Origin of the sequence: Bacteroides cellulosilyticus DSM 14838 (assembly GCF_000158035.1) — a bacterium.
Lineage (GTDB): Bacteria > Bacteroidota > Bacteroidia > Bacteroidales > Bacteroidaceae > Bacteroides > Bacteroides cellulosilyticus.
In genome coordinates, this window is the sequence record NZ_EQ973490.1 from 1,881,588 (window position 1) to 1,907,004 (window position 25,417).

At 41.8% G+C, this 25,417-nt stretch carries 23 protein-coding genes; 14 read left to right on the forward strand and 9 right to left on the reverse strand.

What is annotated here, in order from left to right; translation table 11 throughout:
* Positions 1-49: 49 nt before the first annotated feature.
* From BACCELL_RS11250 to BACCELL_RS27380, 4 genes are read left to right on the forward strand one after another with little or no spacing between them, the layout of a single operon-like run.
* On the forward strand, positions 50-2,338 hold the full coding sequence (locus BACCELL_RS11250) for an FAD-dependent oxidoreductase (protein WP_007211906.1): 2,289 nt from the start codon (positions 50-52) through the stop codon (positions 2,336-2,338).
* A gap of 27 nt (positions 2,339-2,365) precedes the next feature.
* Complete coding sequence (locus BACCELL_RS27620; protein WP_007211907.1) at positions 2,366-2,785, forward strand: sodium:solute symporter family transporter; 420 nt, start codon at positions 2,366-2,368, stop codon at positions 2,783-2,785.
* Positions 2,742-3,194: a sodium:solute symporter family transporter gene (locus BACCELL_RS27375; RefSeq protein ID WP_282705112.1), complete on the forward strand. Its 453-nt coding sequence runs from the start codon at positions 2,742-2,744 to the stop codon at positions 3,192-3,194. Before BACCELL_RS27620 ends, BACCELL_RS27375 begins: the two co-directional genes overlap by 44 nt.
* A gap of 5 nt (positions 3,195-3,199) precedes the next feature.
* Positions 3,200-4,030 carry a sodium:solute symporter family transporter gene (locus BACCELL_RS27380; protein ID WP_248604791.1) on the forward strand — a complete coding sequence of 277 codons (831 nt, stop codon included), beginning with the start codon at positions 3,200-3,202 and terminating at the stop codon, positions 4,028-4,030.
* 187 nt (positions 4,031-4,217) lie between these two features.
* Here the strand turns inward: BACCELL_RS27380 and BACCELL_RS11260 are convergent, their stop codons facing one another.
* Positions 4,218-5,096 carry a PepSY-like domain-containing protein gene (locus tag BACCELL_RS11260; protein WP_007211910.1) on the reverse strand — a complete coding sequence of 293 codons (879 nt, stop codon included), beginning with the start codon at positions 5,094-5,096 and terminating at the stop codon, positions 4,218-4,220.
* A 182-nt stretch (positions 5,097-5,278) separates the two neighbouring features.
* Here BACCELL_RS11260 and BACCELL_RS11265 point away from each other — a divergent pair, with 182 nt between their 5' ends.
* Positions 5,279-6,448, forward strand: coding sequence for a DUF418 domain-containing protein (locus tag BACCELL_RS11265; RefSeq protein ID WP_007211911.1), 1,170 nt, complete (start codon positions 5,279-5,281; stop codon positions 6,446-6,448).
* A gap of 533 nt (positions 6,449-6,981) precedes the next feature.
* Here the strand turns inward: BACCELL_RS11265 and BACCELL_RS11270 are convergent.
* The 5 genes from BACCELL_RS11270 to BACCELL_RS11290 all read right to left on the reverse strand — a co-directional run bounded on the left by BACCELL_RS11270 (position 6,982) and on the right by BACCELL_RS11290 (position 14,376).
* A complete protein-coding gene (locus BACCELL_RS11270; RefSeq protein WP_044153612.1) occupies positions 6,982-8,532 on the reverse strand; it encodes a vitamin K epoxide reductase family protein in 1,551 nt (516 codons plus the stop codon).
* 39 nt (positions 8,533-8,571) lie between these two features.
* Positions 8,572-8,961, reverse strand: a complete 390-nt coding sequence (locus tag BACCELL_RS11275) for a DUF3244 domain-containing protein (RefSeq protein ID WP_007211914.1) — start codon at positions 8,959-8,961, stop codon at positions 8,572-8,574.
* A 121-nt stretch (positions 8,962-9,082) separates the two neighbouring features.
* Positions 9,083-10,783 (reverse strand): hypothetical protein, encoded by a 1,701-nt coding sequence (locus BACCELL_RS11280; protein ID WP_007211915.1) that lies wholly within the window; start codon positions 10,781-10,783, stop codon positions 9,083-9,085.
* A gap of 146 nt (positions 10,784-10,929) precedes the next feature.
* Positions 10,930-12,435: a sensor histidine kinase gene (locus BACCELL_RS11285; RefSeq protein ID WP_007211916.1), complete on the reverse strand. Its 1,506-nt coding sequence runs from the start codon at positions 12,433-12,435 to the stop codon at positions 10,930-10,932.
* A gap of 267 nt (positions 12,436-12,702) precedes the next feature.
* Entirely contained in the window at positions 12,703-14,376 is a 1,674-nt protein-coding gene (locus BACCELL_RS11290) for a nucleoside kinase (RefSeq protein ID WP_007211917.1), read from the reverse strand.
* Positions 14,377-14,457: 81 nt separating this feature from the next.
* On the opposite strand from BACCELL_RS11290, the gene BACCELL_RS11295 reads away from it, so the two are divergent.
* Positions 14,458-16,155 carry a Na/Pi cotransporter family protein gene (locus tag BACCELL_RS11295; RefSeq protein ID WP_007211918.1) on the forward strand — a complete coding sequence of 566 codons (1,698 nt, stop codon included), beginning with the start codon at positions 14,458-14,460 and terminating at the stop codon, positions 16,153-16,155.
* Here BACCELL_RS11295 and rd read toward each other — a convergent pair.
* Entirely contained in the window at positions 16,152-16,313 is a 162-nt protein-coding gene (rd, locus tag BACCELL_RS11300) for a rubredoxin (RefSeq protein WP_007211919.1), read from the reverse strand. The two genes, BACCELL_RS11295 and rd, sit on opposite strands and share 4 nt — an antisense overlap.
* Positions 16,314-16,425: 112 nt before the next feature.
* Here rd and BACCELL_RS11305 point away from each other — a divergent pair, with 112 nt between their 5' ends.
* The 8 genes from BACCELL_RS11305 to BACCELL_RS11340 all read left to right on the forward strand — a co-directional run bounded on the left by BACCELL_RS11305 (position 16,426) and on the right by BACCELL_RS11340 (position 24,662).
* On the forward strand, positions 16,426-17,721 hold the full coding sequence (locus tag BACCELL_RS11305; protein WP_007211920.1) for a PAS domain-containing sensor histidine kinase: 1,296 nt from the start codon (positions 16,426-16,428) through the stop codon (positions 17,719-17,721).
* 74 nt (positions 17,722-17,795) lie between these two features.
* Complete coding sequence (locus BACCELL_RS11310; protein WP_007211921.1) at positions 17,796-20,480, forward strand: calcium-translocating P-type ATPase, PMCA-type; 2,685 nt, start codon at positions 17,796-17,798, stop codon at positions 20,478-20,480.
* A gap of 1 nt (position 20,481) precedes the next feature.
* On the forward strand, positions 20,482-21,099 hold the full coding sequence (locus BACCELL_RS11315; RefSeq protein WP_007211922.1) for an HAD family hydrolase: 618 nt from the start codon (positions 20,482-20,484) through the stop codon (positions 21,097-21,099).
* An 18-nt stretch (positions 21,100-21,117) separates the two neighbouring features.
* Entirely contained in the window at positions 21,118-22,035 is a 918-nt protein-coding gene (locus BACCELL_RS11320; protein WP_007211923.1) for a bifunctional riboflavin kinase/FAD synthetase, read from the forward strand.
* Between the two features lie 313 nt (positions 22,036-22,348).
* Positions 22,349-23,128, forward strand: coding sequence for a CPBP family glutamic-type intramembrane protease (locus BACCELL_RS11325; protein ID WP_007211925.1), 780 nt, complete (start codon positions 22,349-22,351; stop codon positions 23,126-23,128).
* The gene (locus BACCELL_RS11330; RefSeq protein WP_007211926.1) at positions 23,125-23,781 is read left to right on the forward strand and encodes a DUF2975 domain-containing protein; all 657 of its coding nucleotides are present in this window, start codon (positions 23,125-23,127) and stop codon (positions 23,779-23,781) included. Before BACCELL_RS11325 ends, BACCELL_RS11330 begins: the two co-directional genes overlap by 4 nt.
* Before the next feature lie 15 nt (positions 23,782-23,796).
* A complete protein-coding gene (locus BACCELL_RS11335; RefSeq protein WP_007211927.1) occupies positions 23,797-24,426 on the forward strand; it encodes a DUF2975 domain-containing protein in 630 nt (209 codons plus the stop codon).
* Positions 24,427-24,452: 26 nt separating this feature from the next.
* On the forward strand, positions 24,453-24,662 hold the full coding sequence (locus BACCELL_RS11340; RefSeq protein WP_007211928.1) for a helix-turn-helix domain-containing protein: 210 nt from the start codon (positions 24,453-24,455) through the stop codon (positions 24,660-24,662).
* 75 nt (positions 24,663-24,737) lie between these two features.
* On the opposite strand, the gene BACCELL_RS11345 is transcribed toward BACCELL_RS11340, so the two are convergent.
* Together BACCELL_RS11345 and BACCELL_RS11350 are read right to left on the reverse strand one after the other, a co-directional pair.
* Positions 24,738-25,166 carry a SufE family protein gene (locus BACCELL_RS11345; protein WP_007211929.1) on the reverse strand — a complete coding sequence of 143 codons (429 nt, stop codon included), beginning with the start codon at positions 25,164-25,166 and terminating at the stop codon, positions 24,738-24,740.
* 30 nt (positions 25,167-25,196) lie between these two features.
* On the reverse strand, positions 25,197-25,417 hold a 221-nt coding region (locus tag BACCELL_RS11350; RefSeq protein WP_007211930.1), incomplete at its 5' end, for a M28 family peptidase.

Consider the following 25,417-nt stretch of genomic DNA (forward strand, 5'->3'; position numbering starts at 1 on the left):
TTGAGGATAACAAAGTTTCTAATCGGGGTCCGATAATACGAAAACGATTATGATAATAAAGAATATAGCGAAAAACAGAACTTTTACAAATGTAGTATTGAATGCGGACTATGTGGTAGCTGGAGGTGGACTTACGGGGGTGTGCAGTGCAATTGCCGCCGCCCGTGAAGGACTTCGGGTTGTCCTTATACAGGATCGTCCCGTACTTGGAGGCAATGCTTCCAGTGAAGTTCGCCTTTGGGCACTAGGTGCCACTTCACACATGGGTAACAACAACCGGTGGTCACGTGAAGGAGGTATCATCGACGAAATCCTTGTAGAAAATGTATACCGCAATAAGGAGGGGAATCCTGTGCTTTTTGACATGGTGCTGATGGATAAGGTATTGACAGAAAAGAATATCACCTTGCTTCTTAACACAACCTTATATAAGGTTGATAAGAACAATGATCGGAACATATCTTCTGTCACAGCTATAAATTCGCAGAACGGGACAGAATACTCTATTTCAGGACAGATGTTTGCAGACTGTACCGGAGATGGTACGTTAGGTTATCTTGCCGGAGCATCATTCAGAATGGGGGCGGAAGACAGAACTGTGTATGGTGAAGAATTTGCACCAGACAAGCAAGAGTATGGAGAATTGCTCGGGCACAGCATATTGTTCTATATCAAGGACATTGGCAAGCCGGTGGAATATACCGCTCCAAACTTTGCGTTAAAGGATGTCGAAACATTGATACCGAAGTTACAGAATCCAAATTATTTCAATGTAAATCAATTGGGCTGTAAATATTGGTGGCTTGAGTATGGCGGACGCCTCGATACTATTCTGGACACGGAGGAAATCAAATATGAATTATGGAAAGTTGTCTATGGTGTCTGGGATTATATAAAGAATTCCGGGAAATTTCCTCAGGCAAAGACCCTGACGCTTGAATGGGTGGGGCTTTTCCCGGGTAAACGTGAAAGTCGCAGGTTCAACGGTCTTTATACTCTGACGCAGCAGGATGTTATCAACCAGTCAATCCACTATGATGCGGTGGCATATGGTGGATGGGCAATTGATCTTCATCCTGCGGATGGTGTGTATGCTGGAGGAAATGGCTGTCATCAGTGGCACAGCAAAGGTGTCTATCAGATTCCTTACCGTTGCTATGTAACTCCGGACCTTGATAACCTTTTCGTGGGTGGACGCATCATTTCCTCAAGCCACGTGGCAAACGGTACTACTCGTGTCATGTGTACGTCGGCTCTCGGTGGAGAAGTCATTGGACGTGCCGCGTCAATTTGTCTTTCAAAAGGATATAAACCAATAGACCTTGTTGATAGGGACAGGATAGGTTTGTTGCAATCACTCCTTGTTAAAAACGGGAACTTTATACCAGGTATTGCTGTGGCGGTTGAGGACAATCTTGCCGACTCTGCGGAAATATCGGTGTCATCTGTGCTTGAACTTGACGATTTGCCAGCCGACGGTACCTGGTTTGGATTAGATTATCCTATAGCTCAACTCATACCGGTGAATGGTAAAGTGCCGGTGGTTAGGATGAATGTAAAGGCAGATAATGCAACAAGGCTTGTTATGGAGTTGAGAAGTTCATCCAAGAGTGAGAACTACACTCCGGATACTATTGATGCAGTTCTAGAATTCGATTTGAAAAAAGATGAGAATGAGATTGTTGCAGACTTTTCCTATTCATACGCGACTCCGCGTTATGCTTTTATCTGCCTGATGAAAAATCCTGAGATTTCAGTACCGATGAGCGGGCGGTTAGTCACAGGATTGACTGCCGTATATAACTACATAAACCCTGCCGTGTCGAATTTTGGAAAGCAGGTTCCACCTGAAGGAATAGGGGTGGAGGAATTTGAATTCTGGTGTCCGAAACGTCGTCCGGAGAGCAAGAATATAGCGATGTCGTTTGCCCCGTCTCTTGCGTCTTTCAACTCGGAAAATTTGAGGAATTCTTATTACCGTCCGTATATAGGTACTAATGCCTGGGTAGCAGCTTTCGATGATGCAAGACCTGAAGTATGTTTCAAGTGGAATGGGAGGAAACAAATTAAAACCATTATCTTGTACTTCGATACCGATACGGATCAGGCAATGGAGACCGTCCAGATGGGGCATTTCGATGCTTGTGTCCCGACTTGTTACAGGGAGTACATAATCCGGGATTCAGAGGGTAAGGAACTTTATCATATTACTGGCAATCATCAGACACTCAATGTGCTTGAACTTGATCAGCCGGTGACGACCGACGCCATTTATGTCAACTTTGTCCGTCCTTGCGGTGATGTCTGCCCGGGGCTTATGGGAGTGTATGTGTGTTAAGATAACACTGATAATAAATAAACTGAAATGAATATACTTGATTACATAACCATTATCCTATTTTCGATAGGAGTGTTGATTACAGGAGTGTCTTTTTCCAAGACGGGAAAGGATATGAAAAGTTTTTTCTCAGGTGGCGGCAACGTACCGTGGGGAATGAGTGGACTTTCATTGTTCATGGGATTTTTCTCGGCAGGAACTTTCGTCGTGTGGGGGTCGATAGCCTATTCGTATGGAATGGTATCAATCATTATCCAGCTTACAATGGCTGTTGCCGGGTATGCCGTAGGCACATGGATTGCTCCCCGATGGCATCGTACCCACAGTCTCACGGCTGCCGAATACATAACGGGCCGTCTTGGTGTCAAGACGCAGAAGACATATACCTATATTTTTTTTGGCCGTGTCGGTTTTTACTACGGGGTCGTTTCTTTATCCCGTAGCTAAAATAGTCGAAGTTACTACGGGTATTCCTCTGACCACAGCTATCTTCGCTTTAGGGGCATTCAGCATGGTTTATGTTGCTCTCGGAGGTTTGCGAGGAGTGGTTGTGACTGATGTCCTTCAGTTTGTAATTCTTTTTGCGGCAGTAGTAATAGCTGTTCCGCTTGCTTTCGACAAGATTGGTGGAGTCGGTACATTTTTCGAAAAGGTTCCGGAAGGATTTTTCGAACTCTTTGAAGGTGAGTACACTCCCGGGTTCGTGATAGCCTTTGCTATCTATAATATGTTTTTCCTCGGAGGCAACTGGGCTTATGTTCAGAGGTATACTTCAGTAAAAACGGAAGGGATTCACGGAAAACAGGTTGGCTTTTCGGGGTGCTCTACACAATCAGTCCGATTCTGTGGATGTTGATACCCATGATTTACCGAGTTTATAATCCGTCATTGTCGGGTCTTGAAAACGAAGGGGCATATCTTCTGATGTGTAAGGAAGCCATGCCCGATGGATTGCTTGGTTTAATGCTCGGAGGAATGATTTTCGCAACGGCGAGCTCTCTCAATGCCACTCTGAATATATCGGCAGGTGTGGTTACCAACGACATATTCAAGAGAATGCGTCCTGATGCTTCTGAAAAGACATTAATGAATGTGGCGAGGATTTCCACATGGGGATTCGGAATAATGGCTATTATTGTAGCGCTTCTGATACGCTCTATGGGAGGTATTGTAAACGTTGTAATCAGCGTGGCGGCATTGACGGGAGTTCCGGTTTACCTTCCTGTAATATGGTCTTTGTTCTCAAAACGGCAAACTGCGCGTACGATACTTTCAGCGACATTTATAAGCCTTGCCATTAACTTGATATTCAAATTTGTGACTCCGCATTTCGGCTTGGCTCTCGATAGGACATGGGAAATGATAGTCGGTACCGCGGTTCCTGTGATACTGCTTGCCGGGATTGAGGTGGTGCTGAAGGCAAAAGAATTCATCGCTCCGGAATATATGGCCTATATTTCAGGACGGAATGTAAGGATGCGTCAGGAAAACGCAGGCGATACTGAAGAGTCTAAACGGACTGACAGGTTTACACAGAAAGTGTTGGGCATTGGTCTCGGACTGTCCGGTGTGCTTATTACAGTTCTCGGTTTCATTGCGGAGGAAAACATTGTCGTACCTGTCGCTGTTGGCTTAGTTGTGACATTGATAGGAATATATTTGCTTATTTTATCATTGCGCCGTCCGCTTTAGAAGCCTTTTAATTTTTCTTCCTATTGATAGCGTGGGCTCGATATGAGCATTATATTTATTCGATTGAATAATAGAACATAGCGATAAAAATTTTAAGTTTATAATAGCAAATTATAACTTTTGAACGATTATCGCTATGTTCACAGAGCCTAAAGTTATGATTCAAGCTGTATCTGATTATCATCGATTAAATAAACTCCCCGTTTTCGTTGATCTTTACTTTCACTTCCTTTTCGCCTTGCTCCAATTCTATCCAGTAGTAGTTTCCGGTAGGAGTTTCAACATATTCGGCATCATCCACTACATAACCGCTATATTGTGAGGCATTAATGGCCTCTGTCACTTTAATCGGGAGTACATATACATCCCATGAGGTTGAAATCCATTCATAGCTTGTGTTGAACAATACTTCTTTGCTTTGGTTTTCATGTACGATGTCCACTTCGATCATACCTTTTTCCTGTTCAATCTCAATAATGCGGGCATTGGGATAATTCTTCTGTATGAATTCCGTTACGGCAGTAACCGTACTCGACGGGGCATCCGGTAGCAATGATTCGTTATTGCCATCACCGTCATCATTCACGGCTTTAATGAGGATGCCGTCTGCTGAATAATGCAGATCCATATCTATATCCTGTGCCGATTCCACTTCTATGATGTAGATGATCTCTTTCTCAGTTCCGGCACGTTCAATACACTCCACTTCGTTATCTCTCTTCCAGGAGGCGTATTCGCTGCTTTCAAAAGAGGTCTTTATTGCTTGCGGAATATCGCTATATGGCATTTCAGTTTCAGTCATGTACCATGAACCATCTGCCGTATACCAGACTTCCGTTTTATACCCGTTGTCGCTTTTGTTGTTGAATTCCGCTTTGTAGTATTGCCCTTGTGAGACAGTTTTTGTTTCCCAACTCAGATTAGCGGTGTTGGAGAAACTGCTGTCGAATGCATTGCGTACGGCTTCAGGAACTTTAGAGTTTGGAAGATCGTCATCATCATCGTTGCAACCTTGCAGGCTTAACATGCCCATCGCCAATAGAGCTAGATACATTTTCAGTTTCATAGTTACTTGTTTTTTTAGAGTTTACTAATATTATTGTTTTCTTTGACTATTGCTGATTGTATTGCAAAGATGGCGGGCAATTCTGGAAGAAATTGGGAATTTGACTCCAAAAGTGGATAATAAATTCTATATTTGCGATTTTAACATTAAAAAGAGCAGATTACTAATGAACTTATACTAATATGGTACAGGAATTGGAAAAACGCACCCGTATTGACGTAGCCGATGTGCTGCGCGGACTCGCCGTTATGGGCATCATTGTATTACATTCCATTGAACACTTTAATTTCTATTCATTTCCCGATACGAGCACTCAGAGCGCGTGGCTTAACTTTTCAGATAAAGCCATTTGGGACGGACTCTTTTTCATGTTCGGAGGAAAGGCTTATGCTGTGTTTGCCCTGCTTTTTGGGTTTAGTTTCTTTATTCAGGATAATAATCAGCGTATGCGTGGCAATGATTTTCGTTTGCGTTTCTGCTGGCGATTGATATTATTATTCATTCTTGGTAATATAAATGCGGCCTTTTTCACGGCTGAAGTATTGGTGCTCTATTCTTTAGTCGGATTCATTTTACCACTTACCTGCCGACTGAAAGATAAATGGCTGTTTATTCTGGCATGTGTGCTTCTGATACAGCCATTGCCACTTTATTATGTGATAAATGCCTGTGTAGATCCTTCTTTTGTGACTCCTTCTATTCCGACAGGTAGTTACTGGGGAGCGGCTTTCCAGGTGCAGAGTCACGGTACATTTCTTGAAACCCTGCGTGTGAATTTGTGGGAAGGGCAGATTGCCAGTCTTGCATGGGCTTGGGACCATGGACGTGTGTTTCAGACTGCTGCTCTTTTCCTGTTCGGCTTGTTGATAGGACGTCGGGGACTTTTCCTGAAGGAGAATCTGAAGTTCTGGAATAAGGTACTTTGTGGTGCTCTTATCGCTTTTTTCCCTCTGTATGGATTGGGCAATATGTTACCGGACTTCATTGCTAATAAGTCTATTCTCACCCCCTTGTTACTTATCATAACTTCCCTGTCCAAGTTTGCATTTATGCTGATATTGGTGTCGGGTGTTATCTTTGCTTTCTATCGGACAAACCTGCACGACTGGTTGATGAAGATTACTCCTTACGGTAAGATGAGCCTTACAAATTATATTACCCAGAGTATCATTGGTTCGTTGTTGTTCTATAATTGGGGACTTGCGCTTCACTCTCAGTTGGGTATAACAGCCAGCTTTCTGGTAGGAGTGGTGCTCTTCATCGTGCAGCTCGCTTTCTGCCGGTGGTGGATGAGCCGTCATGCGCACGGGCCGCTGGAATATTTGTGGAAGCGGGCGACTTGGTTGAAATAAAGTATCATTTTACACCCGCTATTTCTGAGAAAATGTTCTTTCCGTTCTTTCAGATCTCTCTGAATTCCCTGTTCATCGGCATTACGGCTGAAACTTCCAACCTTATAGTTGCTTCAGGTATCTTTCAGCTGAAACACTGATGAACAGGGGGACCGGGGGAAAACTGAAGGCTGAAAGAGGAAAAAGAACACTTAAATGTATTGAATAGTATCTGAAAACAAGTAATGATGTGATCCGGAACAAGTAATGTTGAGAATGATTACATTGCTTGTTCTTATCCACAACAAGCAATGTAATTTCAGGCAAGTCCGATTCCGTGACTTTTAACGTCTATATATCGGTGGCGTTGGATATATAGATACTGCACGTTCGATATATAGATGCAACACATCCGATATATAGATGTGTCATGTCCGAATTTGTGCCAGAGTTTTGACCTCTTTTAGGCAAAAATGCTGTTTGTAAACAGCAAATAGGCTATGCTTATTGGAGAACAACTGGATTATTCTCTCAGGGAAACTTCTATTTGCTTCTTATCGGTTATCCGAGGATACTAATAAATACTTCAGTTCTTCCAATTGATAAACACTTGGCATATAATGCCCGTTGATGACAACTGCCGGAGTATGGCTGATGTTATTCCGTTCGCAATACTCCTGCTGTTGCCTCCAGAGCAACTGTGCCGTATCGTTGAGTTCGTATTTCTCCACGTCCGGTATCTCCTGAACTTCAAACCATACTTCCAGCAAGTAAATAGCCCTATCCCAGCCTTCCGAGAGGTATGCGGAGAGGATGGTTTGTGCTATGTGTACGCTGAGCCGGTCATTGGTATATATGACTAAAGAGATGGATATGTCTGCTGATATTTCCCGGATATGGCGATGTACTTTGGCGCATGCTTTACAATTGGGGTTTACCACTACCATTAACCTGTCTTTTGTGCTATCGGCAGAGTTATGCAGAGCTATATCCGGGTGAATCATCGTTCTGACTTTAGGTTTCAAAGCCAGGAGTTTCTGAAAAGTGATCGGATTGAGCAGACCGGATAGCTTGTTTTTTAGAAAGTGTTTCTCTTTGTCCGAAGAAACAAGTGCTTTAGCCTGTATCCAGAAAATCACGCAGATAGTGCTGACTGCAATCATTGAGAAAAGAATTCGGATTGAAAACCTCCATTCGAAATTATTCCTTATGATATAAAGTGCTACGGCAGTCAGCCAGACCGAGAAGGTGGTGAGCATACAAAACAGGCACGCTTTACGAATAAAGAATATCTGATATATGACGGAGTACAAGGTGAATGCAATTGCAATGAAAACAGACAGGGCTGCCAGAAGATGGAATTCCTTTGGGCAGACAGCAGTGAAAAAGAACATGGTTGTGAAATACATCCACGATAATTCTCCAATACCTATTCCTGCAATATTTGCGCCTTTGGATTTGAGTACCTCATTACAATCTATCACTTTCCCTATGTGGCAGAAGCGGTGTAGAAAGTGATTATCCACCATTTCTCTGTATAGAATGATAGTAGAAATGAGAATACCACAGACCAGCGCGGAAAGATAAAGTGGTAATCCTGTGGGGTAGTTTCTACTCCAGATTGAAGAAAAAACTAAGAGGACGGATATGATTCCCGCAATCAGTATCCTATGTTGCCGGCACATATAATGAATATTGCTGAGCAAGCAGTGAGATTCACAGACTGTTTTCGAAGTTGTTTCACCAAACAGGACAGTTCCTGTCCACTGGTGCGCAAATAGCTTTCTGCTTATGGGCATGTGGCTAACTTCGGCAGTCGTGATGATGAGCCGGTCCGGTTCTATCTTTTCGACAAGGCAGAATGTGGAATGGCTTGTTTCCAATTGGGTGATAAACGGACCGTGTAACTTCTCCAGATACTTCGGTTGAAGTTGGTAAACTACGTTATTTACATGAAGTGCGTTTAAGGCATCGCTGATACCTTGCATCGTGTTGCCCAACGGACTGTCGAGCAAACGGCATACGGTAGTCCTGCTCACTTTTACGGTCAGTGACCGTAAAAAGTGATGGACTACTTCACTGGTGGCATTGTCAACTCCCAGCATAGTCTTGATTTATAGTTAAAGTTTAGGTTAGGTTCTTTGTTAAAGTGTAAAGTATCCGCTCAACCGGGCTTCTCCCAGTTCAATTTCCAGATAGTATTCTCCCGGCTCTGTTGCGTTTAATTCAATAGTGATTAGCGTAGGATTAATACTTGTTCCGGAATAAACATTTACTCCGGAAGCATCTGTGATTGTAATACTTGCAGTAGGTGCATCACAGTTGAAAACTACAGTGACTATATCATTATTAATATAGGCACTGGCGGGTTGAATAATGATGCTCCTGGCTACAGGACCCCCTTCTTTGGGACCTGCCGGATTCAGAGGAATTTCTCTTTCATCATCATCGGTCAGAAAAAAATTCTGGGCGTGCAAAGATGTGCTACCCATAACTACTACTAATACGAAAAATACAGATAATAACTTTTTCATAAGATATACTTTTAATTTGTTATGACGGTGGCAAATTTAGAGAGAATTTATCCAATAAAAGTGTATAAAAAGTGTAGAAATGTAGGGAAACGTCTTGCTATTGGAGCATTTTCCCTTATTTTTATAGAAATTGTTCTAAGAAATCCCGGAGTGAAATTGATTTATCAGTGCATTTCATCTTTTGTTCCAGTATTCTTTTACCTTTTTTATATATGGCATCTCTACTACATTCCATTAGATATCTGAAATGACTAGTGGGTATATCTGTTAAATGCAGGCAACAAAGACATATCTCATCTTGAGATAAGGGATACTTTGCAGCTAAGCGGATGGTAATGTTATTCCAACGTACATCAGTTTCTGCTATTAGTTGTTTCCAGTCTTCTTCATTGAAATGTTCGCTTGATTTATCTGTCTTTTTATATGCTTGAATAATTCGTTTCATCTTTACGTGAACCTCAGAATGTTCATAAGATTCGTTGAGCAAGGCTTGGCGTTCTGTTTTCAGTCTATGCAGTTCTTCTTTTAAACTGTCTCTTTCTGCTTGATTGTTGTTGTGCCGCGCTATTTCTTCTTGCAAAAGATTGATTTGTTCGTTCTTCTGTTGGAGTAAATCTTCTAATTTCTTATTTAGTTCTATTTCCTTTTGCTCGAAATTGCTTTTTTCCTTTCTATGTTTTTTCCATAAAATGAAGAATAACGATAGGAAAATCGCTATTCCGATAATCATATAATAATAGAATTGGTTTAAATTAGCTTTGTATTCTAATTGTTTACGTTGTATTATGATATTTTTCTCGGTTGTGACAATTGCTACATTCTGTTGCTTTTGTTGAACACGATTCAGATAGAAAGAATATTTTCTTTCCATTTCGAGTGCTGTTTCTAATTTCCCTTGCTTTTTTGCTATATCAGCTAAACGCATGTAAGCACCAGCCTTTGTATATTCATCTTCACTGCAAAGGCTTTTATTTAGAAAAATGGATGCAGAATCATATAAGGCTATTTTGTAGTAGGCATCACCTAAAACTAAATAAGCCCTATCTAAGGTGTTTGAAGTTTCTTGATTGTTGAGGTTTAACTTGGCAAATTCTACAGCTTTTTCTCCCATATTCATGCGTCCATACAGTAGACTTAATGAATAAGCTGTTTTAGCTACCATCTTTTTTTGAGCAATATGGCGTGATATTTTGAATGCGTGAAGTATTTCCTGTTCTGCTTCATGGTAGTATTCCTTTCCTCTGTCAATAGCAATCATACCCCGTTGTGATAAAGCATCTGCCCAAAGACCGGAATCTTTTTCTTGAATAGCTATTTTCTCTGTAATTTGATAGATTGAATCAGCCTGTTCATATAATTTCTGTAGAAAGTATAGGTTGGCTATATTATTGTATATATATCCGGTTAACTTATGGTCAGAAGTTTTTTGAGCATAGGATATGGCAGTGAAAAATCTGCTTAAGGCTTGCGGGTAAATTTCTCTGTTCCTCCAAATGCATCCCCAGTAATAATGGGCTTTTGCCTGCATAGATGTACTTTTAATGGAATCATAATACTGCACTGCTACACGTATAAGGGAGTCATTCTCTTGGAAAATGTAGTTCTTATCTTGTGCTTGTGTCACTAACAAAGCATAGTACGCCTGGTCTTCTAATGATTTTAATTTCTCCGGATAGATTTTTTCTAAAAAATGTAAGGCACTGTCGGGAGATTTTTGCATGAGGGAATCTGCTTGTACAAGTTGGGCGTTCGGACTGGTACGAGTACAAGCCACTAATATGCAATATGCGAGTAATAGTGCAGCTAAGGTAGTGACTTTCATTGATTTATCATTTGTTGTTGCAGCCTGCAAAAGTACCCGTTTCTAATGATAAAACAATGTAATGTCAGTCTGTAAAATAAGTACCCCCCTATTTATGAACTTGAGTTCATAAATAGGGGGGTATTGAATTAAAGTATGTTTTTTTGTCAGGTATGTAACTCCAGAACGAAGCGACAGCCCTTGGTATAGCTACTGTCCAATGTCAGGCTACCATTCATTTTTGTGGCAATCAGAGAGCAAATGGGCAATCCTAAACCATCCCCTTCTGTAAGGTCTTTCACTTTAGTGAAAGGTTTGAACAAGTCTGCTTGTTCCTCCTCGGCAATACCACTTCCTGTATCACTGACAATGAATTGGTGGGTGTGTGCTCCGCGCTTTTTAAAGTCTAACCAGATTTTACCACCTTCAGGGGTAAACTCGGCTGCATTATTCAGCAAATGGAGAAGAATACGTTCAAGTTGCTCCGGATTGGTCTTGACACTGAGTTTCGGAGCATTCACGGCAGTGGCTATGTCTGGCTTCAGACCGCTTTTTATCTTATCCATAACACTTTCACAGAAAGTGTTGATATTGATTTCACGCATTTCGTATGCTTCAGAGAGCGTGCTTTCTAAATCGGACAACTCTTGAATGTGCTCAGCAAAGCCTTTCAGTGCACGGACGCCCGGTAAGGTAGTATCTAGAGTATTCAGTGTCGGCTCCATTTGTGAGGAGATATTCTGGATAAACTTAGTTTTCAGTTCATTGTGCTCATTGGCTATCTGTATGGCTTTCTTTTGTTTCCGGGTAAGAAGGACAAAACGAAGCAATACGATACCGGCTAATACCAGTGCGGTGGCCAGTAGTCCGGCAAGGATGCAAAGTCCGATGATAATGTACTGCTTGGCGGATAGTGAACTGTCTTTTTCCTCAATAGTTTTCAGGCTATCGTCATATTTACGTTTCAGCACGTTTAGTTCATCTTGGGCGGTAAGGGCTTTTACCGAGTCGCTCCAAAGAATGTATTTGTCGTACGTACGGGCTACCAGTCCGGCATTGTTTGCCTTGCGGGCAATATCGATCAAGGTTTTGTATGACTCGTCTACCTTTGCATAATTCTTCTGTTCCTTATATTGACTGATCAGACGGTTGATATAAGCATCTCCTTGTGAGTTCATCCCAAAGGTATAGTAGTAATTGGCTTGGGTGTAAAGCAAATCATTGTTGAGTGAATCATTTTTGGCTGCTTTGGCTGTCTCTTCCAATTTGACCAGTTGTTCTTTGGCACGGGCAGGATTCTTGAGGTTGATATACATTTGCAGGCGTTCCTTATTGATACGGAAACGCAGGTCGGGCATCGTCTTGCCACTTTTCTGCTCACCGTCTGTAACCAATAGTTCGGCACCGCGCAACAGTTCAAAAGCTTCTTTATAATAGTTTTCCCGATGGTAGAGAGCACTGGCGTTGACACCACATTCTACTGCTTTATCATACTTTGCCTGAGAGGAAAAAGCATTGTAAGCCTGGAGGAAAAGATAGCGGGCTTTGATATATTCTTTTTTTGCGAGACTTTCCTGTGCTTGTTTCATTAGTTCATCGGCACGGTTCTGTGAATAGGCTTGGCTGCAAATGCAGAAAGCGGCTAAGAAGAGTAGGGTAATTATCTTTCTCATATATGATTCATTTTATTTGCTTACAAAGTTAAGACATTCTTCTGTAGGTTGTACAAGAAAAGCGCTTAAAAACTTGACTTATCTCATTTTTCTGATGATTAGGGTACATGGAATTATATACTGTTCCGTATGATCTCCGTATCTTCTCCGTGTTATCTCCATATCTTCTCCGTACTCGCTCCGTACCTCCTTCGTATCTATAGAGTACGGAGCAACTACGGAGCGGGTACGGTGCAGGTACGGCTCGGGTAGGATAGATGGCAAGGATTAGTATTTGAAACTGCTCCCTCCCAGGAACTCACGCAGAAGTGATGTTGGCGGGATTTCCTTATCTTGTACCGGAGTAAAGTATTTGATGAATTTCAGCAACCGGTATGCTTCGGCATACTCCGGACAATTGCGTGGGACGCTGGTCAGTATCGGTTCAGCGTGGCAACGCAATACGGCAAATTCAAACAGTAGTGCGGAGTTGAACATCACATCGGCGTTCTCCTGGTAAGGGAAGATCCATTTGTCTTCTCCGGCACGCACGCTGGGCCAGCGGGAGATGGTTTCGCGTGCCGAATATCCCCGATAGTTGAAGTCGCGGATGATACGGCGCAACAGGCGGTTATCCGTTGTGGGTATCCAGTTGTGGTCGTCCAGAGAAATGGTAGTCAGGGCAGATACATAGATCTTATATTTGTTTTCTGCCGGTATCTGCGGAGTGAGTTCCGGGTTCAATGCATGAATACCTTCCAGAATGAGGATGGTATGTTCGTCAATCCGTAACTTGTCCCCTTTGTATTCCCGTTGTCCGGTAGAGAAGTTGAAACTCGGTAGATCAATTTCTTCGCCTCGTAACAAAGCTTTCAGGTCTTCCTCGAACTTTTTGAGATCGAGTGCATACAACGATTCGTAGTCATAATCTCCGTTAGCGTCTCTCGGAGTGTCTTCGCGGTTCACAAAATAATTGTCCAAGGCGATGGGGTATGGGCGAAGACCATTTGTCATAAGTTGTACGGAAAGACGTTTGCTGAAGGTGGTCTTACCTGAAGAGGACGGGCCGGAGATAAGTACCAGTTTTACACGGTTGCCATTTTCGCCCCGATTATAGATATCATCGGCAATCTGAGCTATCTTTTTCTCTTGCAGTGCTTCTGCTACGTTGATTAAATCAGTGGCATGTCCTTCTTCACAGGCGAGGTTAAAGTCACCGACATTGCTTAATCCCATGATATAATTCCAACGCAGATGTTCCTTAAATACATCCAGCATTTTTTCCTGCTTGACGACTTCTTCCAATACATTAGGATTTTGCCTGTTGGGAATGCGAAGCAACAGCCCATCGTAATATTTCACAATGTCGAACAGCCAGATAAAGCCGGTGCTGGGCAGTAGATTACCATAATAATAATCAATCGTATCTTCTAATGAATAATAATAGGTATAGATAGAGCCGGAAGTTTCCAGCAACTTTACTTTGTCTGTCATCCCCCGTTCATTAAAGATGCGCACAGCTTCGGTTGTGTGACATTCCGTGCGGCGGTAGGTGATATTTTTGTCTATGATTTCCTGCATGCGCTTTTTAATGGCGGATACATCTTCCAGCGTAATTGTGCGCCCAATGCGCAAGTTGCAGAAGTAGCCTTTGGATACAGGGTGTTCTACAAATAGTTTGCCGTCCGGAAACAATTCGTTGACAGCTTTGTACAGCACAAAGCAAAGACTGCGCACATACGTCCGCAAACCGGAAGAGTCACGTATATCGAGGAATTCTACATCTTTATTATTGTATACCCGGAAGTTCAGCCCTTCGGATCGGTTATTAACTTTTGCACTGACAACCTGATAGGGGAAATTAAGATTAAAACCGTAATAAATATCCAAAAGTGAACTCCCGATGGGGAATTCTTTAGAAATATTATTATTTTTGCAACAAATTTGTAACATGTGTTTCATGACGTCTCCTTTTTAGGTGATTAATACGTTAAATATAGATATAATAACAGATGTGGCATAAAACCTTCTAATTAATTAAAGATGGAATATTCTTTTTATGATTTTTTAAAGCTGCTTGGCTCGCTGGCATTATTCCTGTACGGAATGAAGATAATGAGTGAAGGACTTCAAAAGTTTGCCGGTGACAGGCTCCGGAAAATTCTAACGGCAATGACTACCAACCGGGTAACCGGTGTACTGACGGGTGTGCTGGTCACAGCACTGATTCAATCCTCTTCCGCAACTACCGTTATGGTAGTGAGTTTTGTAAACGCTGGACTGTTAACTTTATCCCAATCCATCGGCGTAATAATGGGAGCCAATATCGGTACTACCGTTACAGCATGGATTATTTCGGCATTAGGTTTCAAAGTTGATATAGCCGCTTTCGCACTTCCTCTACTGGCCTTCGGCATTCCTCTTCTCTTTTCTCAAAAAAGTCATCGTAAGTCTATCGGTGAATTTATTTTCGGTTTCTCTTTCCTATTTATGGGACTTTCCATGCTGCAATCCAATGCGCCGGATTTGAAAGCAAATCCGGAAATGTTGGCCTTTGTGCAAAGCTATACCGATATGGGATATATTTCTATTCTGTTGTTTGTGTTTATCGGTACTATCCTGACTATGATTGTGCAGGCATCGGCGGCAACGATGGCAATTACGCTTATCATGTGTGCTAATGGATGGATTAGCTTTGAATTGGGGGCTGCATTGGTATTGGGAGAGAATATCGGTACCACCATTACTGCCAATCTTGCCGCATTGACCGGTAATACGCAGGCGAGGAGGGCTGCATTGGCTCATTTGGTGTTCAATGTCTTCGGCGTTATCTGGGTACTTTGCCTTTTCACTCCGTTTACGAGTGCCGTATCTTGGTTTGTGGAAAATGTGATGGGAACGAAAGATCCTGCCGTAGCTGTTTCATTTAAGTTATCGGCTTTCCATACTTGCTTTAATATCTGCAATGTATTGCTGCTGATCTGGTTTGTAAAACTGATAGAGCGTACGGTTTGTGCCATCATTCCGCAGAAAGAAGCTGATGAGGAATATCGTCTCCGCTTCATTTCCGGTGGCATGCTTTCTACAGCGGAGCTTTCCATTTTGCAGGCACGCAAGGAAATTCATCTGTTTGCGGAACGTACTCACCGTATGTTTAATATGGTACAGGATTTGTTGCATACGGATAAGGACGATGATTATAATAAGCTGTTCAGCCGTATCGAAAAATATGAGAATATCAGTGATAATATGGAGTTGGAGATAGCCAATTATCTGAACCAGGTGTCTGACGGGCGTTTGAGTTCGGAGAGTAAGCTTCAGATTCGTGCAATGCTTCGTGAAGTAACTGAAATTGAGAGTATCGGTGATAGCTGTTATAATCTTGCGCGTACTATCAATCGCAAGCGTCAGACTAATCAGGATTTCACGGAAAAGCAATATGACCATATTCACTTTATGATGAAACTGACGGATGATGCGTTGGCACAAATGATTGTCGTTGTAGAGCGTTCCGAGCATCAAAGCATCGACGTGAATAAGTCATTCAATATTGAGAATGAAATTAATAACTATCGCAATCAGCTGAAGAATCAGAATATTCTGGATGTGAATAACAAGGAATATGATTATCAGATGGGCGTTTACTATATGGACATTATCGCCGAATGTGAGAAATTGGGTGATTATGTGGTGAATGTAGTAGAGGCTAGTAGTGATGTAAAAGAAAAGAAAGCGTCTTAGGACGCTTTCTCAAATTCTTCTTTTCCAACTCCGCATAGCGGGCAAACCCAATCTTCAGGAAGATCTTCAAACGATGTTCCCGGCTCAATGCCATTTTCCGGATCGCCCAGCTCTGGGTCGTAAACGTAGTCACAAACGGTGCAAATGTACTTGTCCATAAAACTATTTTTTAGGTTTTCTGTATAAATAACAATAAATCCCGCCTTTTTGTTTCCGGTTTTGCTTTGAAAGAGATATATTTGTTTCGTATTTATTGTAAATGAACTCTTTATGACGATACTAATTCTGGTCGGTATGGCGGTGCTTGTAGGAGTACTGTTATTATATGTATTTGAACTTGGTAGAAGTAGACGCCTGCTGCTTAAAGCAGGAAATGCCAGGAAAGCATTACGCGGTTCCGAAGAACTGTTTCGTTCTATTATGCAAAATGTCCATGCTTTTATTCTTTTGATAGATAGGGATTTTGTAGTAACCCGGACGAATTACTATGATATCACCAAAGCCCGTCAACCGGAAGGCAGATTGGCTCGTGTGGGAGATTTATTGCGTTGTAACAATGCATTGTCTGCCGAAGGCGGTTGCGGAACACATGAACTTTGCGGCAGTTGTCCTATCCGAAAGAAGATTGAGGAAACATTTCGTGCTAAAAGTAGCTTCACGGATTTAGAAGCTATACTCGATATACGGGATAGGAGGGGCGAAGTAGCCGAATGTGATACGTATGTTTCCGGTGAATACATGGAAATAGACGATAAGGAGGGTATGGTAATTACTGTACATGATATTACCCGACTGAAGAAAGCGGAAGCGGAATTGAACAGAGCCCGTGAAAAAGCGGAAAATGCAGATCGCTCCAAATCAGCTTTTCTTGCCAATATGAGCCATGAGATACGTACACCGTTGAATGCCATTGTCGGTTTCTCCGAATTGCTGGCTTCTGCCAGTACGGAAGAGGAGAAGGCGCAATTTCTGGAAATAGTGCATTCTAACAACGAGTTGTTGCAGCAGTTGATTGCTGATATTCTTGACCTTTCAAAAATAGAGGCAGGTACATTGGAATTTACATTCTCGGAGGTAGATGTCAATCAGTTGATGTTTGATATAGAACAATTGTTCCGTATGAGACTGGAAGATAAATCTGCCGTTATTCAGATTATCAGGCAAACACCTCCCGATGAATGTGTTATGTATACCGATAGAAATCGTTTGCAACAAGTGGTTTCCAATTTTATGACCAATGCTGTGAAGTTTACAGATGAGGGTAGCATTACTTTTGGCTATAATCGTTGTGCTGAAGGTCTTTATTTTTATGTGAAAGATACCGGAAGTGGTATCCCGGAAGATAAGGTAAATCATATTTTTGAACGTTTTGTCCGGGTAGAACAGAATAAGAAAGGTACCGGTCTGGGGCTGGCTATCTGCGAAATGATAATTCGTAAGTTGGGTGGAAAGATTGGTGTGGAGTCTGAATACGGTAAGGGATCTACATTCTGGTTTACCCTCCCGATTAATGGACGCCAGATTAAGGAACAAGGCACGGAGATTGATGGCAAGACTAACTTATAAAAAGATTTAATAACATTCGCTATCCCAAATTAATATTGTATTTTTGCGGCTCTTAATTAAAGCTAACAATTTGCATGACTGCAATGAAGGATGATTTTTATCATGGCGGACTTACTGACGACGAAGTAAGAAAAAGCCGCGAAAAGTACGGAGTCAATCTGTTAACGCCCCCCAAGCGTCCCTCCCTGTGGAAGTTATATCTTGAAAAGTTTGAGGATCCTGTTGTCAGGGTGCTTTTAGTGGCTGCACTATTTTCTTTGATCATCTCGATCGTAGAGAATGAATATGCCGAGACAATCGGTATTATTGCCGCTATATTGCTGGCTACGGGAATCGGTTTCTTCTTTGAATATGACGCCAATAAAAAATTTGATCTGCTGAATGCAGTAAATGAGGAAACTTTGGTGAAAGTTATCCGTAATGGTCGTGTGCAGGAAATTCCTCGGAAAGATGTGGTGGTAGGAGATATTATTGTCCTGGAAACAGGAGAAGAAATACCGGCTGACGGTGAACTGCTGGAAGCCATATCTTTGCAGGTGAATGAATCAAATCTGACCGGTGAACCCGTTATAAATAAAACAACTGTAGAAGCGGATTTTGATGAAGAAGCTACGTATGCTTCCAATCGTGTGCTGCGTGGTACTACCGTTGTGGACGGTCATGGGACAATGCGAGTGCTCAGTGTGGGCGATGATACGGAAATCGGAAAAGTGGCCCGACAAAGTACGGAACAGAGTACGGAACCTACTCCCCTGAACATACAGCTTACCAAACTTGCCAATCTGATTGGTAAGATCGGCTTCTCGGTGGCCGGACTGGCATTTGCCATTTTCTTTATTAAAGATGTAATACTGGTATATCCTTTTTCAACCTTCCACACTTTTGCAGACTGGCTTCCGGCATTGAAAGCTACCTTGCAATACTTTATGATGGCAGTAACCCTGATTGTGGTTGCAGTGCCCGAAGGGTTGCCGATGAGTGTGACGCTCAGTCTGGCATTGAATATGCGCCGTATGCTTTCTACCAATAATCTGGTTCGCAAAATGCATGCTTGCGAGACGATGGGGGCAATTACAGTGATTTGTACGGATAAGACGGGTACATTGACTCAGAATCTGATGCAAATTTATGAACCGAGCTTCTATGGTTTGAAAAATGGTGGAGAAGTCGGTGAAGATGATATCAGCAAACTGGTGATAGAAGGTATCAGTACCAATTCTACTGCTTTTCTGGAAGAGATAGCCGAAGGTGAAAAACCGAAAGGAGTCGGAAACCCGACAGAGGTAGCCTTGCTTTTATGGTTGAATAGCAGGAATCGGGATTATCTGGAATTACGTGAGAATGCTCCGGTTGTGGATCAGTTGACTTTCTCTACCGAACGTAAATTCATGGCGACTTTGGTGAAGTCTCCTTTGATGGGTAAGAAGGTATTGTACGTGAAAGGTGCTCCTGAAATTGTTTTAGGCAAATGTAAGGATGTTATTCTGGACGGCAAACGGGTAGATGCGGTAGAGTATCGCTCTACGGTAGAAAAACAATTGCTGGGTTATCAGAATATGGCGATGCGTACTCTTGGTTTTGCTTTCAAGATCGTGGAAGATACGGATACAAGGGATTGTGTGGAATTGGTTGCCGATCATGATTTGTCATTCCTGGGTGTGGTTGCTATCAGTGATCCTATCCGTCAGGATGTGCCTGCGGCAGTCTTGAAATGTCAGTCGGCCGGTATCGATATCAAGATTGTTACGGGAGATACACCGGGTACGGCTACGGAAATAGCACGTCAGATTGGTTTGTGGAAACCGGAAGATACGGAACGCAACCGGATAACAGGGGCTGCTTTTGCTGAACTGACGGATGAAGAAGCACTCGACCGTGTGATGGATCTGAAAATAATGTCGCGTGCGCGTCCTACAGACAAGCAACGTCTGGTGCAGTTGTTACAACAAAAAGGTGCAGTGGTAGCCGTAACGGGAGACGGTACGAATGATGCTCCTGCACTGAATCATGCGCAGGTAGGTCTTTCTATGGGTACGGGAACGTCTGTGGCCAAGGAAGCCAGTGACATAACCTTGCTTGACGATTCCTTCAATAGTATCGGTACTGCCGTGATGTGGGGACGCTCGCTATACAAGAATATCCAGCGCTTCATTGTCTTCCAGTTGACTATCAATTTTGTGGCTTTGCTTATCGTTTTGCTTGGTTCGTTGATAGGTACGGAATTACCGCTGACTGTAACTCAAATGTTGTGGGTAAATCTTATTATGGATACTTTTGCTGCTTTGGCTCTGGCTTCTATTCCGCCCAGCGAGAGTGTTATGCAAGAGAAACCGCGCAGTAGCAGTGACTTTATTATTTCGAAAGCCATGCGCTCCTATATTTTAGGTGTAGGTGGTGCTTTCCTGATTATACTAATGGGAATGTTGTACTGGTTTAATCATGCCGAGGGCGGTATGACACCGGAACGTTTGACCATATTCTTCACATTCTTCGTGATGCTGCAATTCTGGAACCTTTTCAATGCACGTGTGTTTGGTACTACAGACTCCGCTTTCAAAGGGATTTCCAAATCGTACGGTATGGAACTGATAGTACTTGCTATTTTAGTAGGACAGTTCCTTATAGTACAGTTCGGTGGTGCCGTATTCCGTACTGTGCCGCTTGATTTAGTCACTTGGGTGATTATTATTGCTTCCACTTCACTGGTATTATGGGTGGGTGAGGCGATACGTTTCATCCGACGTTTAACTCAGAAATAAAATGAAAGAAAAAGGAATTAAAAACCTTATTATCGATTTTGGTGGCGTATTGATTGACTTGGACCGCCAGCGTTGTATTGAGAATTTTGCAAAGTTAGGTATGCCCAATGTAGAGGCTATGCTTGATGTTTGTCATCAGCAAGGTTTCTTCTTACAGCATGAGAAAGGACTGATTACCAGTGCGGAGTTTCGGAATGCGATTCGTGAGCAAATAGGGAAGGTAGTGACCGATGCCCGTATAGATGCTGCCTGGAATAGTTTTTTGGGAAGTATTCCTACCTATAAGTTGGATTTGTTGTTGAAACTGCGTGAGAAATATGTAGTCTATCTATTGAGCAACACCAATGAAATTCACTGGAAATGGTCCTGCAAGCATGCTTTTCACTATAAGGCTTTCCGGGTAGAAGATTATTTTGAGAGAATTTTCCTTTCTTATGAAATGAAGATGGTGAAACCGGACGTTGCCATTTTTGAGAAGCTGTTGGAGGAAACAGGCATAGATCCGAAAGAAACTTTCTTTATAGATGATTCTACTGAGAATTGTCGTGTGGCGGAAACATTGGGTATTTCTACCTATACGCCGAAAGCATGTGAAGACTGGAGTCATCTGTTTAAGTAACCATTAAAAATTAAAGTAGTGCAGTTGCTTCGTAACATACCGGAGGTGCTTCCTCAGCCTTGTGTTGCTACCATAGGCTTTTTCGACGGAGTACATCGAGGACATCGGTACCTGATTGAACAGGTGCGCGAAGTAGCTGTTGCACATGGTTTTGCTTCGGGGGTGGTGACTTTTCCTGTGCACCCGCGCAAGGTGGTACAGCCGGAGTATCACCCTGAATTACTGACCACTTATGAAGAAAAGGTTACTTTGCTCGCTGAAACCGGTCTGGACTATTGCATGATGCTTGACTTTACTCCTGAAGTTGCCATTCTTTCAGCAAAGGAGTTTATGTTGTTCCTCTACAATCATTATAATATACGTGCCCTTGTTATAGGATACGATCATCGTTTTGGTCATAACCGTAGTGAAGGTTTTGATGACTATGTACGCTATGGGCAGGAGTTGGGGATAAAAGTTATTCTTGCACATGCATATATAGATAAGGATGTTGCAGTAAGCTCTTCTGTTATCCGGCAATTACTGTCGGAAGGTAACGTCTCGGAAGCTGCTTCTTGCCTGGGATATGATTATTTCTTGAATGGCATAGTAGTAAGTGGTTATCGTGTCGGTCGTAAAATAGGTTTTCCTACTGCAAATCTTCGGGTGGATGATCCGGATAAGTTGGTTCCTTCTGATGGGGTATATGCAGTGCGCGTTACCGTAGCAGGTCAGAGTTATGGCGGTATGCTCAGTATTGGCTATCGTCCTACAATGGCTAACGGTACGGATCGTAGTATTGAAGTGAATATATTTAATTTCCATTCAGATATTTACGAGCAATATATCTGCCTTTCTTTTGTCCGCTATCTCCGTCCTGAGTTGAAATTTGATTCCATAGATGAACTGATTGCCCAGCTTCATAAAGATAAAGAAATAGCTTCCCGTTATCTTTAATATCTCCTTTTCTGTTTATATTTCTTGTATGATTATCGAAAAACGTACTTTTTTTATTGTTTTTCGATAAATATTTTCTGTTTTACTTGTTAGTCTCAAAAAATACCTTTTTATTTGCATATCGAAAAACGATAAATTATTATTGAATAACAAAACATATAAAGGTTGACGATTATGAAAAAGGCATTTATGAGTATCTCTTTATTAGTGATTTCCCTCTCCATGTTGATGGCTGTTCTTTGCGGTATAGGAGCTACCGTTTGATGATTTGATAGAGAAAATATATCTTTGTAAACTCTAAAGGACGACAACGATGAAAACTGCAATAAAACTGGCTCTTATTTACTTGGCGATGCAAATTCTCGGGGCATTGGCAGTGGGGCCATTCACTATGATCTATGCGTATGTAAAATACGGTACTGTAGACAGAGCAAGCGAATTTGCCTTGGCTCCCACTCTGCTGGCAGGATTTGTTTTTATGCTGATTTATTTGTGGCAAAAAGGCTATTTGACAGGAGATAAGAGGTTATACTCTCCAGTGTCTGTATCTTATTTATCCTGGAGTGCTATGATGGGAATTTCCATGATTTATCTGATTGATTTTTTAATGTCCCATCTCACATTTTTGCCTGACTGGCTGAGCGATACTTTTGATTTATTGCAATCCGGTTGGTTAGGGATTATTTGTGTAGCTATATTGGGACCCATTTTGGAGGAGCTACTGTTTCGTGGAGCAATCACTAAAGTTCTTCTGAAGAAGTATAATCCGGTAGTAGCTATCTTAATATCCGGTCTGATATTCGGTATCTTTCATATGAATCCGGCGCAAGTGGTAGGAGCTACGCTGATCGGTTTTATTCTTGCATGGATCTATTATAAGACACATAGTCTGATACCTTGTATTCTGATTCACATCATGAACAACAGCCTTTCTGTCTATCTTGCTCTTAAATTCCCGGATGTGGAATATAGCAGTGAATTAATTGGAGAAAAAGCTTATCTGACAGGTCTCGTAATTGCTTTCCTTTTGTTTATATTGTCCTGGAGAATGATGAATACCTATAAATTATCTAATACAACTACTGAAATATGAAAAGGAGATTGAATATTCTTTGCGTGATCGTATTACTCGTGCTGGGTTATTCGGTTTTAGAAACTACTTATTATGTCGGTTTGGGAATTAAGGCCGGGATCGAGAAAGGTTTTGACTCTAAGATTGATGCAAAGGCTAAAGAAGAGATCAGCAATGTGCAAGTAGTGCAACTGGTACCAAAAGATTTAGGCGGAGATATCTTGATTGATTCTGTTTATAATGAAAAAAACGGTGAATATGTACCTGCTGCTTACGGGCAAATGATAGTCAGTGTGAATACACAACCCAGTGTTTTATCACGGATTGTTTCTCTCCTGATTCTTATTTTAAACTATGTTGCCATTGTCTGGGCTGTAGTACTTTTTATCCGTCTTATTGTGTCGATCAATAAATCCGATATATTCAATTGGAAGAATGTCCGGCGTCTCAGACGTTTAGGAGTGCTGCTTATTATTGGTTTTGTATGTACCTTCCTTCTTGCGTTTCTGAGTTTTCATAACGTGGAAAAAGTCTTTTCAGTGACAGGTTATTCATTGAGTATGGCGGATATGGTGCATATTACTTCTCTGGTATTGGGGATTTCAGCCCTGATTGTAGCAGAAGTTTTCGCTATCGGACTGAAAATGAAAGAAGAACAGGAATTGACAATTTAAAGAAATGATACGATTATGAAGAAATTTAGAATATTGGGGATATTAGCGATACTGGTGATTGTAGGAGATTTTGCCATTTCTTTTACTGCCGGTTGGCAAGAAGAACGTGACAGTTTTCTGGCGGGAAGTAAAAGTGCCCGTGCGGAAACGCCAGCCTTATACACGCCTGAAGGTATCCCTGTGGAGGTACGACCTCTGGAAACAACAATATTGGATTCATTGCGTAATAGTAAAATGAATGAAAACCTTCCTTACAAAATAGATAAAGTAAGTGTGGCTATTGTTCCGTCGACCTGGAGTAGTATTGTGTTTTGTTTTGGTGCATTTGCTGTTTTGGCTATTCTTGCCGGAATTTATTGCCTGATACGGGTTTTAATTTCCATATCGAAGCGTAATGTGTTTACTCATGACAATGTGGTAAGAATGCGCGTATTCACTTATTCTTTATTAGCTTTTAGTATCTTGAATGCGTTGATGGAATGGCTGAATTATATTGAAGTGGTGAAACAAGTGAGTCTGCCCGGGTATGAAATAAAGGGTTTCAGCATGTCCGAAGATTGGGTATCATTGGTGGTCATTGTTCTCTTTACCGAGATATTTGCCGTAGGTGTGAAAATGAAGGAAGAACAGGATCTGACTATTTAATCCTAACCTTGATAAAAGTGATTTATATGATTATAGTAAACCTTGATATAATGATGGCTCGACGAAAGATATCTTTAGGAGAGCTGGCTGAAAAGGTGGATATTACACCTGCCAATTTATCTATTTTGAAAACGGGAAAGGCAAAAGCTATCCGTTTCTCTACACTGGAGGCTATTTGCAAAGTGCTGGACTGTCAGCCGGGAGATATTTTGGAATTTCAGGAAGGAGAAGAATAGAGAGATGATGGGATGGTAAGATGAATCAGTCATGTTTTTTATTCATCTTACCATCCCACCATCTTATCATTCTATTTATTTACTACTATCTTTCGCCTTGAAAGCCAGCGCATACATCCGCATCTGCTTCACCATAGACAGCAAACCATTGCTACGGGTAGGAGAAAGATGTTCTTTCAATCCTATCTTATCAATAAAATAAAGATCGGCATTTAGAATTTCGTCCGGTGTATGCCCGGAAAGGACTTTCATCAACAACGAAATGATACCTTTTACAATCAAAGCGTCGCTTTCTGCTTTGAAGATAATTTTTCCATCCTCTTCGTCAGCTTGCAGCCATACACGGCTTTGGCAACCTTCAATCAGATTCTGTTCCGTCTTATATTTTTCGTCGAGCGGTTCCTGCTCGTTTCCTAAGTCTATGAGGAGTTGATAGCGATCCATCCAGTCGTCAAAGTCGCTGAATTCGGTGATCACTTCGTCTTGTAATTCATTGATACTCATGTTGCAGATTTATGATTTATAATTTATGATTTATTTTTCGCTGTAGATTACTTGCATTACAGTTTGTCCTACTGCTTGCAATGTAGCTTTATCAATGGCATCCATATCATCTTTCACGGTGTGCCAATGCTCAAAGAAATCTCCTTCCGGATAGTAAGGGACGATATCGATTGTCGGGATTTTCGCATACTTGTTGATGAACGTATGGTCATCGGTAACGAAACCGCCTTTTTTTTGTACAAAATAACGCC